The 15,430-nt window shown below is 71.1% G+C and carries 15 protein-coding genes; 7 read left to right on the top strand and 8 right to left on the bottom strand.

Annotated elements, in window-relative coordinates:
- Positions 1-794: LytR C-terminal domain-containing protein (locus tag ACFYWL_RS30680; RefSeq protein WP_386980155.1), on the top strand; the 794-nt coding region annotated here is incomplete at its 5' end.
- A 307-nt stretch (positions 795-1,101) separates the two neighbouring features.
- Here the strand turns inward: ACFYWL_RS30680 and upp are convergent.
- The 7 genes from upp to ACFYWL_RS30715 all read right to left on the bottom strand — a co-directional run bounded on the left by upp (position 1,102) and on the right by ACFYWL_RS30715 (position 9,378).
- On the bottom strand, positions 1,102-1,737 hold the full coding sequence (gene upp, locus ACFYWL_RS30685; protein ID WP_386980158.1) for a uracil phosphoribosyltransferase: 636 nt from the start codon (positions 1,735-1,737) through the stop codon (positions 1,102-1,104).
- A gap of 742 nt (positions 1,738-2,479) precedes the next feature.
- Positions 2,480-2,899: a hypothetical protein gene (locus ACFYWL_RS30690; protein WP_386980161.1), complete on the bottom strand. Its 420-nt coding sequence runs from the start codon at positions 2,897-2,899 to the stop codon at positions 2,480-2,482.
- Positions 2,896-3,690, bottom strand: a complete 795-nt coding sequence (locus ACFYWL_RS30695; RefSeq protein WP_386980163.1) for a ParA family protein — start codon at positions 3,688-3,690, stop codon at positions 2,896-2,898. The genes ACFYWL_RS30690 and ACFYWL_RS30695 overlap by 4 nt, the downstream gene beginning before the upstream one ends.
- 262 nt (positions 3,691-3,952) lie before the next feature.
- Entirely contained in the window at positions 3,953-4,531 is a 579-nt protein-coding gene (locus ACFYWL_RS30700) for a hypothetical protein (RefSeq protein ID WP_386980166.1), read from the bottom strand.
- Between the two features lie 3 nt (positions 4,532-4,534).
- A complete protein-coding gene (locus tag ACFYWL_RS30705) occupies positions 4,535-7,960 on the bottom strand; it encodes a hypothetical protein (RefSeq protein WP_386980168.1) in 3,426 nt (1,141 codons plus the stop codon).
- A 414-nt stretch (positions 7,961-8,374) separates the two neighbouring features.
- The gene (locus ACFYWL_RS30710) at positions 8,375-8,677 is read right to left on the bottom strand and encodes a hypothetical protein (protein ID WP_386980171.1); all 303 of its coding nucleotides are present in this window, start codon (positions 8,675-8,677) and stop codon (positions 8,375-8,377) included.
- Positions 8,641-9,378: a GntR family transcriptional regulator gene (locus ACFYWL_RS30715; RefSeq protein ID WP_386980174.1), complete on the bottom strand. Its 738-nt coding sequence runs from the start codon at positions 9,376-9,378 to the stop codon at positions 8,641-8,643. Before ACFYWL_RS30715 ends, ACFYWL_RS30710 begins: the two co-directional genes overlap by 37 nt.
- Positions 9,379-9,611: 233 nt before the next feature.
- Between ACFYWL_RS30715 and ACFYWL_RS30720 the strand changes: the two genes are divergently transcribed.
- From ACFYWL_RS30720 to ACFYWL_RS30745, 6 genes are all read left to right on the top strand, one after another.
- Positions 9,612-10,124, top strand: a complete 513-nt coding sequence (locus ACFYWL_RS30720; protein WP_386980176.1) for an RNA polymerase sigma factor — start codon at positions 9,612-9,614, stop codon at positions 10,122-10,124.
- A gap of 97 nt (positions 10,125-10,221) precedes the next feature.
- A complete protein-coding gene (locus ACFYWL_RS30725; RefSeq protein WP_386980179.1) occupies positions 10,222-10,542 on the top strand; it encodes a hypothetical protein in 321 nt (106 codons plus the stop codon).
- 2 nt (positions 10,543-10,544) lie between these two features.
- Positions 10,545-10,727: a hypothetical protein gene (locus tag ACFYWL_RS30730; RefSeq protein WP_386980182.1), complete on the top strand. Its 183-nt coding sequence runs from the start codon at positions 10,545-10,547 to the stop codon at positions 10,725-10,727.
- A 124-nt stretch (positions 10,728-10,851) separates the two neighbouring features.
- Positions 10,852-11,994 carry a hypothetical protein gene (locus tag ACFYWL_RS30735; RefSeq protein ID WP_386980185.1) on the top strand — a complete coding sequence of 381 codons (1,143 nt, stop codon included), beginning with the start codon at positions 10,852-10,854 and terminating at the stop codon, positions 11,992-11,994.
- Positions 11,995-12,007: 13 nt separating this feature from the next.
- Positions 12,008-12,343 (top strand): hypothetical protein, encoded by a 336-nt coding sequence (locus ACFYWL_RS30740; protein ID WP_386980188.1) that lies wholly within the window; start codon positions 12,008-12,010, stop codon positions 12,341-12,343.
- Positions 12,344-12,567: 224 nt separating this feature from the next.
- Positions 12,568-15,120, top strand: coding sequence for a hypothetical protein (locus tag ACFYWL_RS30745; protein ID WP_386980191.1), 2,553 nt, complete (start codon positions 12,568-12,570; stop codon positions 15,118-15,120).
- 104 nt (positions 15,121-15,224) lie between these two features.
- On the opposite strand, the gene ACFYWL_RS30750 is transcribed toward ACFYWL_RS30745, so the two are convergent.
- A partial coding sequence (locus ACFYWL_RS30750) for a hypothetical protein (protein WP_386980194.1) occupies positions 15,225-15,430 on the bottom strand: 206 nt, incomplete at its 5' end.

Raw genomic sequence — 15,430 nt, forward strand, 5'->3', positions numbered from 1 at the left:
GCGCGTCGCGCCCGGCGGCGGCTTCCACGCCCGCGGCCACCGCCCGCTCCCCCGCCGCTCCCGGTCACGGATTGGCCCTTTCGGGTTGGACCGCAGTGTCGAATGATCATCTAGTAGGCATCGCCGCCGCGCCGCACTACGCTGCGCTCATGAGCATGCTGACTCCCCCCGGCATGGGCGGCCAGTACCGGATCACGGGGGACAAATACCCGCGAATGCGTCGCCCCCGACGACGCGCCAGGCGCGTCCTCGCGGCCGCCGCCTCCCTCGTCGTCCTCGGTACGGCGGGATGGGGCACCCTGCAGCTCATCGACGTCTTCTCCGGGGGCGGCGGCGACAGCGCCAGCGCGGCCGGGGCCTCGTCCGGCTGTGCCGGCCGGCCCAGCCCGTCCCCCAGCCCTGTGAAGGCCCTGACCGAGCCGCGCCGCATCACGGTCAACGTGCTCAACGCCACCACGCGCGCGGGCCTGGCCAAGCAGACCGCCGACGCACTGGAGAAGCGCGGCTTCCGCATCGGCGACATCGGCAACGCGGACGCGAAGTACGACAAGAAGGTGAAGGGCACCGCGATCCTGCTGGGGCCCGCCTCGGCCGCGGACAGTTCGCTGCCGGTGCTCGCCGCCCAGATCGGCGGCGCCGAACCGCGCACCGAGGCCGGCCGCAAGGGCGCCACCCTCGACCTCATCATCGGTGACGGCTTCCGCGCCCTGACGGCGAAGGCGGACGCCGAGCGGACGCTGACCGCACTGACCGCGCCCGCGCCGACGCCCGCCACGGCGCGCAAGGACTGCTGAACCACCGGCCCGTGGAAGCCCCGTGCCCCCGTGCCCCCGTGCCCCGGGACCGCCGAACCGGGGAACGGCTGAACCGCCGAGCGGAGCCGGTGGTGCGCACGACATGGACGGTACGGACGGCACGGGGCACGGACGGTGCGGACGGCACGGACGGTGCGGCCGCACGGAGGGTGGCTCCGGCTCGTAGGGCTCGGAGAGGTCGGGGCGTTCAGAGGCCCGCCCGCCCGGAGGTGCCGCGGGGCCCGGAGGCCGGCGGCCCCGGGCAGGACCGCTCAGAACACCACGGGCGCCTGCGGCACGGAGGGGGCTACTCGGCCGCCCCGTACATGCGGTCGCCCGCGTCGCCGAGGCCCGGCACGATGTAGCCCTGCTCGTTCAGGCGCTCGTCGACCGACGCCGTCACCACCGTCACCGGCGTGCCCGCCAGTTCCCGCTCCATCAGCTCGACACCCTCCGGCGCGGCCAGCAGCACGACCGCCGTCACGTCGTCGGCGCCGCGCTTGATCAGCTCCTGGATCGCCGCGACCAGCGTGCCGCCGGTGGCCAGCATCGGGTCCAGGACGTACACCTGACGGCCGGAGAGGTCCTCCGGCATCCGGGTGGCGTAGGTGGAGGCCTGGAGCGTCTCCTCGTTGCGGATCATGCCCATGAAGCCCACCTCGGCCGTCGGCAGCAGCCGGACCATGCCCTCCAGCATGCCGAGACCGGCGCGCAGGATCGGCACCACCAGCGGGCGCGGGTGGGAGAGTTTGACGCCGGTGGTCCGGGCGACGGGCGTGGTGAGATCGACCTGCTCGGTGCGCACGTCGCGGGTGGCCTCGTAGGCGAGCAGGGTGACCAGTTCGTCGGCGAGACGCCGGAAGGTCGCGGAGTCGGTGCGCTGGTCGCGCAGCGTGGTGAGCTTGTGAGCGACCAGAGGGTGGTCGACGACGTGGAGACGCATGGGCACAACAGTAACCGCGCCGCCTCCCGCTCCGCGCTGGCGTCGAACCACCTGACCGGGGGAAGGTGGGGAGGCACGGACTGGGGTGATGTGGCGATGCCGGATCTGCCGGAGGACGAGGGTCGCGAGAACGCCGGCGGTGCCGCCGGGAGCCGGGGCGCGCGCCGGACCGGTGCCACGGACCGGGCCACGGCCGTGGACCGTGGCACCACCGCGGACCGGGACGCACACTCGGACCGTGACACACGCGCGGACCGGGGCACACCCGCCAACCGGGCCGGGAGCGGTGACCCGGCCGGGAGCCGGGGCGGGATGCGGGCCGGGCGCGGGACCCGGGAGCCGGACGGCGGGCGGGCCCGGTCGCGGAGCCCGGAGGAGTCCGACGGGCCGACCGGACACCGCGCTCCGTCAGCGGCGGCGGACCGCACCCGTCAGGCGGCGGCCGGCCCCACAGAGGAAACGGGGGGCACGGGGGGCACGGGGGGTGTTTCCGCAGGTCAGGGGGGTGTATCCCGTGCCCCCCGGGAAGGCCGTGCCCCCCGGCCTCGGGGGGCACGGGGGCACGGATGGGGGGCACGGGCGGGGGCAGGGCCTTCCCGGGGGGCACGGGGCCTGCGGTGCCCCCCGGGCCGGTACGACTACCGGTCACGTTCCGTGAGGGCGTCCGGGCAAAAGGAATTCCCCTCCCGGCGTTCCGGAAGGGGAATTCGGTGCGGAATTCGCGGGGGTTGAGACGGCCGCGCTACGGCTTCAGGCGGCGCAGGAGCTTGCGCCGTACCCCGTCGTCCTCACGGGCGAGGCGGACCAGCTCCCGGTAGACCTCGGCCTTGTCCAGCCGGGTCCGCCGGGCGTCGTCGCGCAGGCCGAGGACGAACAGGTCCACGTCGGTGGCCTCCTCCGGGTCCAGCCGCACCGTGTGCGCCACGGCGTCCTTCACTGCCGGGGCCGGGCGCCGGCCACCCCGCGACCTTCCCGGCCTGGAAGGAACGGGCGCCGAAGGCGCTCCCTCCTGTCCTTGGTCCTGGACGTGCTCCTGGCCCTCGGCCTGGTCCTCCTCGCCCATCCGGCCGCCGACCTTCAGCGGCCCGACCTTGGGCGTCAGGGTCGGCCCGCCGAGCGGCGACGTGCCGGACGGGATGTTCCGCTCCTTGGGAGGGTTCACGCGGCCGGCACCTCCTTCTCGAACCGCTCGGCCAGGAGCTCGAAGACGGCCCGCACCTCGTGCGAGTCGGAGACCTCGGACAGCGGCTGGGCGTACTCGTCGGCGTTGGCGATGAGGGCCCGCCGGGGCACCACGCCCCACACGCCGTCCCCGAAGATCTGGCGCACGCCGCCGAGCTGCCCGACGTGCGCGCCGACGCGCATGTCGTACCCGGACACGACGATGCCGAGGAACCGGAGCTCCGGGTTGCCCAGGTCGTCACCGGAGTTGGTCACGAAGTCGCGGTAGCGCACCGCGGCTTCCACCGAGTCGTACTCGGGCTCGGTGCTGGCGAGCGCGCAGTGTGCGGCGGCCAGGCCCATTTGGGTCAGGTGCCCGAGGGAGGGAGGGCAGTCGATGAGCACGTAGTCAAGGTGGTCGTCCGCACCCTTCAGGGCCTTGGCCAGCCGCCGCCAGGCGCCGGTCTTCCCGGCCTCGCTCGCCCGGTCCTCCAGGGTGAAGCGGGCGGGCATGAGGCTGATCCGGTCCGCGTACTCGGCCTGCCAGCCGATCGGCTGCCAGACCTGGGCCGCGACTCCTTCGGCGTTCGCCTCGATCGCCTCGGACGTCGTGAGGGCGGGGGCCTCGGGGTTGTCCTTCCAGCCGAGCCGCCGGGAGGCGTTGCCCTGCGGGTCCAGGTCGAGGACGCCGACGCGCCGGCCGCGCTTGGCCAGGGCCTCGGCCAGCCGTACGGCGGTCGTGGACTTCTTGGCCCCGCCCTTGTTGTTGCCGATCGCCACGCGTCGTGCCATCGGTCCGCCTCCTTCAGTGGTCGTGTCGCACGGCAGCGTAGAGGTTCCCGGGCCGCCCCGTGGTGACGCCACGACGCCACAGCCTCACGACGCCATGAAACGCCCTGTACGGCCCCCTGTCGCGTCGGGAAGAGGCCCGGGGGTTCGGGCCCGTTCTCCCAGCTCACAGCACGCGACAGGCCCCCACGCGACACCCCCGCGCGACAGGGCACGCGACAGCGGCCCCGCACTCAGAACACGGGTGCGGGGCCGCCAGAAGCGCTCAGTAGTTCACGCTGTGGATCGTGGACCGCCCGACGTCGATCAGGCCGCCGGGGATGCCGTACGCGTCCGCGATCAGCGGGATAGCCACGTCGTACTGCGGCCCGCCCTTGGCCTCCATGGCGTCGATGAACGTCTTCACGTCCGAGCCGTGCAGGGTGCCGGACATGGTGCCCGACCACTCGGTATCGGAGATCACCCAGTCCCCGTCCGCCTCCACGTGGAGGAACGAGGGGTAGACCCGCTCGGGCCGCTCACCGCCCCCGGCACCGCCCTCCTCGCCCTCCTCGCCGGGGGCCTCGGCCGGGCCCTCCTCCTCGGCCGGGGCCGAGGGTGCCGAGGGCGGGGACGGAGCCGAGGGGGCCGAGGGAGCCTCGGGCGGGGCGGCCGGGGTCTCCTTCTTCTTCCCCCGGCCGAACAGCCGCCCGAGCAGACCGCCGCGCTTCTTCCCGCCCTCCTCGGCCGGGGCCGGGGTCGGCTCGGGAGCGGGCGCCGGCGCCGGGGTCGGCTCCGGTGCGGGACCCTCCTCGGGGCCCTGGTCCTTGCCCTTGCCGAACCCGAACTTCCACCACTTGGCCATGGGTCACTCCCCCCGCTCGGACAGGTACCGGTCCAGCGCGCCGTGGGCGCCGGTCTTGTGCTCCGGGTCGTCCAGGAGCTGAAGGAGCTCGGTCATCGGGGCCTGCCCCTCGATGCTCCAGGAGCGGCCCGAGGTGCCGATCTCCATGGATGCGGGCCGCGCGGCCATCGGGTCGCCTTCGTTGCTCGCGTAGGTCGCGGCGTCCACGTAGACGCTCAGGGGGCGGCGGCCGTCCTGCTCAGCGAACTTCTTCAGGCCCCGGTAGAGGTTGGCGGTCGCGTGCGCGATCAGCATGTGCGCCCAGTCGGGCCGGAAGTACACGTCCTTGGTGAAGTCGCCGCCGGTCGCGTGGTCGGTCTTGTGCTCCTTGCGGCTGAGGTAGCCGCGGAAGCTCTGGTAGATCCGGCCGTGCACCTGCTTGGCCCACTTCGCGCCGGGGCGGCCGTCCTCGATGGCGGCCACGATGCGGTTGCGGCTGGTGGACATCAGCTTGTACATGCCGGACAGGGCCGCGCGGGAGGTCTCCCAGTGCCAGGACTCCAGGACCCTCGGAGTCCACTCCGGGTAGACGTCCATCAGGAGTTCCACGCTCGGGGTCGGCAGCCAGTAGCCGCCCTCGGGCATCTCGCGGAACTGGAACTCCGGCAGGCCCGGCAGGCCGGTGCCGGGGACGTCGGCCAGCCGCCAGTACCCGGCGAGGCCCTTGTTGAAGGCGGTGCCCTCGCCGCCGTGGGTCGGCTCCCCGATGCCGAGCTTGGTCGGCCCGTACGCGCCGAGCCAGGCCGCCGTCTTGTCGTACCGGTGCAGCCACCCGGCCGCCCGCTCGGCCTCGGTCGGCTCGCGGTGCCACTGCTGAGGCACCATCAGCGGCACCATGCGCAGGCCCTGGGCCGCCGGGGGCACGGCCGCGTCGCGCACGGCCCGGCACAGGAACTCGGTCTTGCCCTTCCCGCCGGCGAAGTCCTCGCCGGTCTGGTTCGGCCCCTGGTAGTACGGCACGACCTTGGGCGCCGCCTGCGTGCCGTGCAGCGTGGACAGGAGGTAGACCATCAGCGCGTCCAGGAGGACGGCCGGGGTCTCGGCCCCGCCCCAGCCTCCCCGGCCGGGCTGCTTGGCCTTGTCGAACCGGTGCTCATAGGCGGGCACGGCCACGATCACGCGGGAGTCCCGCGCGGTGTCGTCGGTCAGCTTCAGCGTCATCCAGGCCGTGAGCCCAGACGGGAACACCTCGGCCACGGGCGAGCCGTCGCCGGGGATCACCCACCGGTGCGCCACGGGGTTCATCGCCCCGGGCGGCTTCACGCTCTGGTCCTCGGGCAGGCCCTTGGCCGCGCGCTCCTGGGCCATGCCCAGCTCGCGCCGCTCCTCGAACGTCGGCAGGCCCATGGCCTCCAGGGCCTCCTGGTGGACCCAGAGCGTCTTCAGCCCGTACGCGGCCACCAGGGCGGGCACGTCGTCCACCGAGGAGGGCACGGGCACCTTCACCGGCTCGCAGTTGGGCAGGTGCAGCACCCCGTTGCCCAGCACGCCGAAGCGGGTCGCGGACAGGGTGCGACCGGTCGCCCGCGCGGCCAGGGAGGCGAACGACCGGTCCGTCACGCGCTCGTCTGCCTCGGGGAACACGATCCGGGGCGGCGTGGTCGGCCGGGGCGGGGTCTGCACGGGGCTGGTGACGTCATGACGCCGCGACGCTGCGACGCCATCAGCCGGGGTCTGGTCAGCGACGACGGGGTTGCGGTACGCCTCCATGGCCCGGTTCTCGGCCGCCACGGTGGCCGAGTCGTCGCCGGGCACCGGAGCCTGGTCCGGGGTCACCTGCGGCGGCGTCTCGCGGTCCGCGAAGGCGTCCTGTGCCGCCTTGGGGTCGAAGATGTACGCCCGGCCGGGCAGCGCGTCGCGCAGCTCCCTGGTGGCGTGCTTGGACGCCAGCTTGGTCTTCTCGGTCGTCTTCAGCACGCCGCGCCGCTTCAGCTCCTGGAGGCCCGGCACGGGCGAGTCGATACCGGCCGCCTTCACCAGCTCGGCCAGCGTGGCGACGTAGACGTACACCTGGCCCTGGTGGAAGTAGCCGAGGACCCGCCGGGGCTTGAACTCCTGCACAGCCCAGGTGTCCGGGGCCAGGATCGTGGACTGCACCCAGGAGGCGGGCTCCTGGACGATGGCGCCGGCCACCTTCTCCCACAGGATCTGTCCCGGGGTCAGGTGGTGCTCGATGGCCTCACCGAGGATGCGCGGGAGCTCCCGGCGGGCGTCCTCCTCGGCCATCGCGCCGAGCTCGGGCATCCCCAGGAGCTCCGCGAGCATGTAGGCGCCGACGCACCACGCGCCCACGATCCGGGCCAGGGTCAGCGGGATGCCGCCCGCGTTGCGGACCTCCTCGGTCGCCAGACGGCCCACGATCTCCGCGTGCAGCTCCCGCCAGACGGTCACCCGCTCCGCGCCGAAGAATCCGGCGTCCTTGGCCCACGCGAGCGGCCAGCCGTAGAAGCGCATGGCCAGGTCGAACGCCTCGGCCGTCGCCGGGGCGGCGGTGAAGAACGGGCCGTCGAGCTGGAGGAGGCGGGAGGCCAGGGACTCCACCTGGCCCTGCCGAAGAAGGGTCTCGTTCGACGACGTGATGAAGATGCTGTGCCAGGTGCCTACCGACTGGACCAGGGTGTTGCCCTTGCCGAGGCGCCCGCGCTGGCCGCCGGCCACGATGCGGCTGAACAGCTTCTCCAGCTCGACCAGCGACATGGCGGCCGAGGACGTCTCCTCGCGGCACAGCGGCAGGTAGCGGACCTGGATCAGCATCTCGGGCAGCGACAGGTTCGTGTAGTCCATCGCGCCGAACAGCTTGGTGGTGCCCTTCTCGGGGTCGCCCATCAGCGCGCACATGATCTGCTGCACGCTGGACTTGCCGATCTGGCCGCCGCCGGTCAGGTTCAGGATGTGCGCCGGGACGCCGTGCAGGCTGGAGACCAGCGGGCCCGCGAACATCGCGGACATGACCAGCGTCGTCCGGGGGGCGAAGGTGGCCAGGGTCATGATGCGCTTCCACGCCGTCCGCGCGGCCTCCTGGTCCAGCTCCTTCACCCGCAGGTAGCCGAACTCCTGGGCGTACGCGTCGGGCAGGGTCAGCCCGCCGTCCGCGTCCTTCACAGGCAGGGCCGGGATCTCCCCGGCCTCCATGACGTCCTCGCCGAAGATGGTCGCGTACGCGTGCCGGGCGTCCGGGGTGACGGGACGACGCAGGCCCGCACGGTCAGCCCAGGTGCCGTCCAGCACCTCCTCGGCCGAGACGATCCGGGGCCCTTCCTCGGTCTCGATCTGGTAGGCGATCCGGGTGTGCCGCCGGTCGGACATGCGGTAGGTGATCCGGCCCAGGACCACGGGCACGACGCCCACGGGCAGGGCCGGGGAGTCCTTGGACGCACGGTGCAAGAGCATCCGGGTGGCGGGGTTGAAGTACCAGCCCGCCTTCAGGCCCGCGATGGGCCGGGCGCCGACCGGAGCGCCTTCCCGGTCAAGGTTCGAGATGGTGCCCCCCCGCTTCTGCGGAGGGACGTCGGCAGACTCCTGTGTCTGCGGCTTCTGGGGTGCCACGTGTGCCTTTCTGCGGCCCACCCGGCAGAGTGATCGTCAGGAGAGGGGGAGGAGAAATCTCCCCGCCCCTGCCTTACACTCGCAGGTGGGCTGCCACTAAGGCCAACACGAACCCGCTTACCGGATTTCGACCCCTCACCTGGTTTCGACGCCAGAGAGGGTCCGGGGCGGGTTTTCGTGTTGACCGGCCACTGATCTTGAAGTTGTTCGGTCAGCTTACGTGAACGACCGGACAGGGCGATCGGTCATATTGGCTGGTCAGCCGGGGGTGTTGGGGTCCTTACCGACCAGGTTCGACAGCAACTCGATGATGCGGGCGTTCCCGGTCCGAACCTCCTCGGTCAGCTCGTTGACGGACCGCTCCACGGCGTCTAGCCGGGTCGTTGCGCCGCCGACCTCCAGCCGCAGGTGGAGGACGTCCGACTTGATCATCTTCAGGGCGTCGTTCGTCTGCTCGGCGTGCTGCTCATAGCGCCGTGTCAGGGCCGCAGTCTCGGCCTGAGCCATCTCGTCCTCGGGCACGATCAGCCTTCCGCTCGGGAGTTCAACGAAGTAGACCACCTGAGGATGGTGGACCCGCCGGCAACCTTGACGGCTACCTCCACTACGCGGCCGTCGGTCAAGGTGACGGTCCGCACGACCTGGGTCACGACGACGTCGCCCGCGGTGAGGCCAAGCGCAGCTTTCTCGGGCTCGGTGGCGAGCCGTGAGGTGACCTCTTCGAGGACCCGTTCCTGAGCAACCCCGAGGCGTTCGGCCGCCAACTCCCGAGAGCCCCCGGTGGAAACCGGCTCAGTGAGTTCGGGCGTCACGGCGATCACGTAGGCGGGGTAGTACGAGCTGCTGAGGTGGACCGGGACGCCGCTGCGGCTGACCAGTCGGCGCCGTACGTGGACGGGAGTCCCGGGGGATACGTCGAGCCGGGGAGCAACCAGTTCATCCGCGCCCGTGGTTCCGACCTCCAGGATGTGGGAGGTCTCGCCTCCCCCCAGGGCCTTACCGGTGGCTTCGTACAGGTGGACCCGGGCCGCAATGTTGTTGCTGATGGCACCCGCGACGACCGTTCCCACCCCTGACTTGGGAAGAGTCAGGCCCTCCATCTTGAGCATCCGGTACGCGCGGTTGGCGGTCGTCTGTGCTACCCCGAAGCGCTCGCAGACCTGCCTCAGCGACGGCATCGTGTCGCCCGGCCTAAGCGTTCCGTCCTGAATCTGCTGACGGTAGTGAGCTGCGATTTCGGCATACCCGGTGTTCTCGGGCATCTGGCCTCCCTTCCTGGTCTCGTACTGCACTTCCCCAAGTGCAGCGGTGCACGTCTAACCCTAGTCCACGTAGACACCTAGCGCTACCAGTAGCGCTAGGTGTCGCTAGTGGTCTACCTTGTTGGTGCACCGCCTGGCTTCAACGCAAAGCGGCCCTGGGTCAGCGCTGTCATCGCCGCCCCAGGGCCTGAGACCGAAACCCGTTCTGACCTGCCAGAAGGGAGCGATCCTCCGTGGATCGTATCGAGGTACAGCCGCTCACTGCGGCTTCGGCGGACCGCCTGGACAGGCTGTTCCGCCTCTACAACGCCCGCCTCCTCGGCTTCGCCGCGACCCGCACCCGGGACCACGCCGCCGCCGAGGACGTCGTTTCGGAGACCTGGCTTCGCGCCGCTGTCTCCCTCTCCCAGCTCCGGGCCGACGACGCCCACGCCTACGGCTGGCTTCGCTCGATCGCCTTCCGCGCCGCCGTGGACCAGTACCGGCCCCGCAGCGCGAGCGAGAAGCCCGAGGACTTCACGGACGCCCTGTCGGCCCGCGCTCTCCCGGCCGCTCCGGCCGCCGAGGCGGACGCCCTGGTCTACGAGGGGCTGACCGACTGCCAGGCCGCCGTGTGGCGCCTGAAGGCCCAGGGACTGTCGGACCGCAACATCGCCCGTCGCCTCGGCCGGTCCGAGACCGCTGTCTGGAAGCGCAAGCACGCCGGCGCCCGCCGCCTCCGCGCGTCCCTCGCGCTGGCCGGGTGATCGCCGTGGACGACACCAAGCGCCAGGAACTGTCCAAGAAGCTCGGCCAGACGAACCGTGATTCGTCCGGCAACAAGTCCGGGAAGCGGTGACCGCCATGTCGAAGCCCAACACCCGCCAGTTCGACCGCATCATCGAGACCGCCGGGCGCAAGCTCCAGGGCGTCCGCGCCCGTGAGCTGTGGGCCCTGCCCGCCGGGGACCAGGCCAAGGTGGCCGGGTACGTCGGAGTCGCGTTCGCCAAGGCCACCCGCCTGAAGTCCTCCCCGATGGCCGAGCGCGGTATCGACCGCATCTGGGCCAACGCTGAGGCCGCCCTCACGGCCGAGATCGCCGCCGCCGAGAAGGGCAAGGCGGCCGTCCTGGCCGAGCACGCCGCCGCCAAGGTCGCCAAGCGCGCCGAGTCGAAGTGGTGGTGACGATGGCGAGCGAGAAGGCCCTCAACCCCCCGCCCGGCGAGTGCCGCCAGTGCTGGCTTCACGCCTACGACAGCCGCGCCCAGCACGCGCACCTCGGCCCGCGCGAGGACTGCCCGGCCTGCGTGGACCACATGCGCAACGGCCACGGCGACATGATCGTGCCGGGTTCGCGGCGGTGGTTCTGATGCTGACCCCGGCCACCCTCCCCGCGCTCTGCGCCGCCTCCCACTGACCTCCCGTGGTGACGCCACGACGCTACGACGCCACGACGCCGCAGCGTCACTACGGTCCCGAAAGGACTGATCAGCAGTGAAGTTCAAGACCGAGAAGCGTGAGCGCACCGTCCAGCACACCCGCGACGGGATCACCCACGACGTCACCGAGCCCTACGAGATCCGCGTGCCCGTTATGCCGGCCGACTGGGACCAGCGCGCCATCAAGGCCGCCGTGGCTGTCGTCATGGTCCTCACGACCGTGGCCGTCGTCTGGTCCACGTATTCCATCGGCGCGCTCCTGGACGGGGGCATGGGCTACGCCGCCGCCGCCGTGTTCGACGCCGCCTGGATCGTGAACGTCCTCCTGGAGTACCTGGCCCGGTACGACGCCGAGAAGCGCGCGTTCTCCAAGAAGCTCGGCTGGGGCCTCCTGGTCTGCACGATGGGCGCGATCTTCTGGCACGGCCTGATCGTCGGGTCCGTCGCCCTCGGGGTCGTCGGCGCCGCCGTCTCCCTGTTCGCCAAGGTGCTCTGGATGGGGATCATGCGGTTCATCAACCGCGACCTGTCCGAGGCGGACCAGCAGTGGGTGAAGGCGGAGATCAGCCGCTCGAACGCCCAGCTTGCCATCGCAGGTGTCCGCCGCCAGGTCGCCCGTGCGGAGAACCGGGCCGCCCTGGAGCTCCTGGCCGCAGAGCAGACCCGTACCGAGGTCTCCGACTGGATGGCCACGGCCGCCCCGGCCGTCGAGACCGTCGCCCCGGCCGCCGTGTCCGCGCCGACGTCCACGGCATCCGCCCTCACGTCCGCCCCCGAAGGTGACGCCACGACGCTGCGACGCCGTGACGTCACCAACCCCGGAAACCCGCTGTTCCAGGCCCCCACCATCCGCAAGGATGAGGACGGATATCCGGCGGACACCGAGTTCGCACAGGTCAGCGAGCCGGACAACGTGACCGCCATCCGCCCGGACGTCCGCCCCACTCCCGAGCCGCCCGCCGCCGCCCGTGAGGACGACGACCGGGTGCCCGAGCAGACCCCCCGCCGCCCCTCCATCGCGTCCGCCGTCCGCAACGCCGTCGCGGACGGGATGACGGACGCGGAGACGATCGTCCGCTCCCTCGCAGAGCGGTTCGACCGGACCGAGGACCCGAAGTTCGCCGCCACGGTCAAGCGCTACGTCCGCGAGGCCAAGCAGGACCAGGGCGACGACCGGGCCCACGGCCTCTACCTCTGACGGGAGACCAGCCATGACGTTCGTGCAGACCACCCACGGCGCCGACTTCTTCGGCCAGGACACCCACACCGCCAAGGCCGTCCGGGACCTGGCCGGGTACGCCCGCGGCTGTCTCCCCTACGACGTCCGCGAGCCCCTGGCCCGCCTCCTGGAGTCGGCCGGCACCTCGGCCGAGACGACCATCCCGGCCGCCGAGGCCGCGACCCTCGCGGACCACCTGCGGACCGTCGCCAGCCACCGGTTCACCAAGGCCAAGGCCGCCAAGGTCGCCCGCCTCCTGGGCGACTCGGCCGCCCGCGCGGCGGCTGAGGGCGAGCCCTGGACCTGGACCACGACGCCGAACGGCTGATCCGGGACCTGTCCGGTCCAGGCGAGAAAGTCCAGGCCGGACTGTCACACGCCGACCGAAACCGACACCTCTAGCAGATGAGGGGCCCTATTCAGATGGGCCCCCGTGTCAGTCCCACCACGCAAGATCCATCCCATAGGGGATTCGCTCCCGCCCGGCAGGCCCACTCCTGCCAGAGACCACCTGCCGGGCGGGCCGGGTCCCCCGAGTACGAGGGGAACTCGATGCCCAGCATGACGGCCGCCCTCGCGGCTGGCACCAATGCACCGCCGGACCCGGCCACCCAGGAACAGGGCAGCCGGGTCACCGAGCTGTTCGGCCAGGCGTGGAACTGGGCCGCCGACCACATCCCCGGCGGCAACCTGACCATCATCGGAACCGTCATCGTCCTGGCCATGCTCGCGGACGGCCACGGCAAGAAGGGCACCGCCAAGACCGACTGGAAGAAGGCAGACAACGCCGTCGTCGCCTTCTTCCAGGGCCTGTTCAGCCTGGTCAAGAGCCTGTTCGGCGCGGTCGTGACGCTCCTGAAGGCCCTCTGGGCCGTTCTGCGGTTCTACGGCGGCCGGGAGCTCCGGGGCGAGCCCCGCTCGGACGCCACGTTCCTGCGCTCGGGCAGGCTCACGGCCCCCGCCGGGCCCCCGCAGGTCGAGGCCGTGGCCATGGAGTCCATCGCCCTGGCCCCGCCGAAGGTGAGCCTGGTCAAGCCCGTCCGCCGCCAGCCGCGCCCCTGGGCCGTCGCCACGGCGGCCTGGATCGAGACCTACAACGGCACGGGCGCCCGCGCCCTGGACCGCGCTGTCCGTGCCGTCCTGTGGGTCGTCCGCACGGCGGGCCGGGTCTGGCGCTTCCTGAAGGCCGTGTGGGGCGTCCTGCGGGCCGTCTACGGCTTCCTGGCCCCCATCGTGACCACCGTCGCCCGCGTGGTCAGCCTGTGGCACACCTGGCCGTACGCCGCCCGCGGCCTGGCCCGCGTCGCCATGACGGCCGCCCTCCTCGGCCTCCTGGTCCCGGCCTGGCGCACGTGGACCGTCGTCCTCCTGGTCCTGGCCCTCGGAGCCGTCGCCTACGCCGGTCACCGCTTCCAGCCCAAGCCGCCCGGCGACGATGCCGTCTACGGCCCCCGCCTGTGGGTGATCCTCCGTGACGACCTCGGCCTGCCCGAGGAGGAGGCCCGGGAGAACTGGCTCCGCCTGCCCGAGTCGCTCGCAGCCCCGGACGCGCGGATCGCCCTGCGCCTGCCCTGGACCTTCCGGGGCAGCGACGTCGAGCGGGCCCAGGTGACCGACCTCCTCAACTCCCGCCTGCCGGGGGAGTGGGTCGGCCGGTACTCCTTCACCGGCGAGCACTTCACCGCCGTCTACACCCACAAGCCGCCGCCCAAGCCGCCGGCCCCCACGCCCGAGCCCCCGGCCGCCGTGGATATCTGGGACCCCAAGGTTCAGGAGATCCTCGCGTCCCTCGGCCCGGATGACTTCTACTGCGGCCAGGACACTTTCAACCAGCCCATCATCCAGAAGATGAGCGACGAACAGGCCCACTGGGCCCTGTCCGTCGGCTCCGGTGGTGGCAAGTCCGCATTCCTTCAGTTCCTCGCCGTGCAGATGCTGATGAAGCGCGGCATCATCATCGGCCTTGACCCCAAGATGGTCAGCCTGACGCCCCTCATCGGAATTCCGGGTATCCACCTCTACGGCGACCCGCAGGCACCCCAGGACATGCGCGCAACCCTGGAATGGCTCGCGGAAGTTGTCACCGCTCGGAATTACGAGAAGAAGCACAAGATTCGGACGGACTTCCCCCCGCTCTACGTGTTCCTGGAGGAATGCAACCAGCTTGCCGACATCCTGAAGGAGCATTACACCGCCATCAAGGAAAGCGGCGCCCCGGCGGGTGACCCGATCTGGCGTGACGGAGTGGCAACCATTCTCCGTCTGGGCCGTGAGGTCAACGTCCACATCATCGCCGTATTCCAGGACTTCAAGGACACGCAATTCGGTAACGTCTCCCTCGTCCCTCTCTTCCCCTTCAAAATCCTGGGCAGCTACCGGGAACAGCAGTGGAAGCGGATTATGGGCGCCAGCTTCCCCATGCCGCCTATCCAGAAAAAGGCGGGCCGAATGGTCCTCGTGACGGACACCGGAGACGTCACCCGAATTCAGACGCCCTACGTCCCGTGGGACGACACCCTCACCAAGGACGAGAACCAGAAGAAGGCGTACAAGCTCCTGGCGGCCTACTACAACGAGCTGCGCGAGAAGCACGGCTACAGCACCGAGGGCCTCTACTCGGCCCCGCCCGCGCCCTCCCCGGAGGTCGCGCCGGCGCTCCTGCGGGGCCTGTCACGTGACACCGCCCCCGAGGGCCCGAACGGGGCCTCTGAGGGGGGTCTGAGCGACGAAACCGCAGGTCGCGGTGTCACACACCCGGGCAGCGTGACACCCGGCGTGACACCCCAGCGTGACAGGCTGCGGCTCATCCCCGGCCAGGGCGGCGCCGAGGCCCACCAGGACCCCCTGGCGGCCCCCGTGCTCCTCACGATCGCCGAGATCGCCCACGAGCTGACCACCCGCGGCTACGCCATCAAGGCCAACACCATCAGCAAGCACAAGTCCCGCCGGGACAAGGGCGCCGACAACGGATTCCCGGTCGGAATCATCGGTGAAGACGGAAAGGAAAGGTGGACCCTGGACCAGCTCCGGGCCTTCTACGAGGGGCGCGGGATCGAAAGGACCGAGGAAAGCGAGGAAGAGGCACAGCAGGGCGACGCCGTCTGACCTGCACAAACACGATAGGCCCCCTCTCAGGAGGGGGCCTATTTGCATGTCCGGAACCCCTTCTGATACCTTGCTAAACAATTCGATAAGCCGTGAGAAGGGGGTCAGAAATGGCAGACGAAAACCTCTGCGATAACTGCGGGGAAATGTGCGAAGATCCGTACTGCGGGAAATGCCAGCACTGCGGAGGAGAATTGGAAGAAGACCACGTTTGGCCCAATCCGTGCATTAAATGCCGCCTCGAAATGCGACGGAAAGAGGCCCTGGAACCGCCTCCATTCGACCTCTGAGCGCGAAGCGCGAAGAATTC

The organism is Micromonospora sp. NPDC002575, from assembly GCF_042889525.1.
In the GTDB taxonomy this organism is placed as follows: domain Bacteria; phylum Actinomycetota; class Actinomycetes; order Mycobacteriales; family Micromonosporaceae; genus Micromonospora; species Micromonospora carbonacea.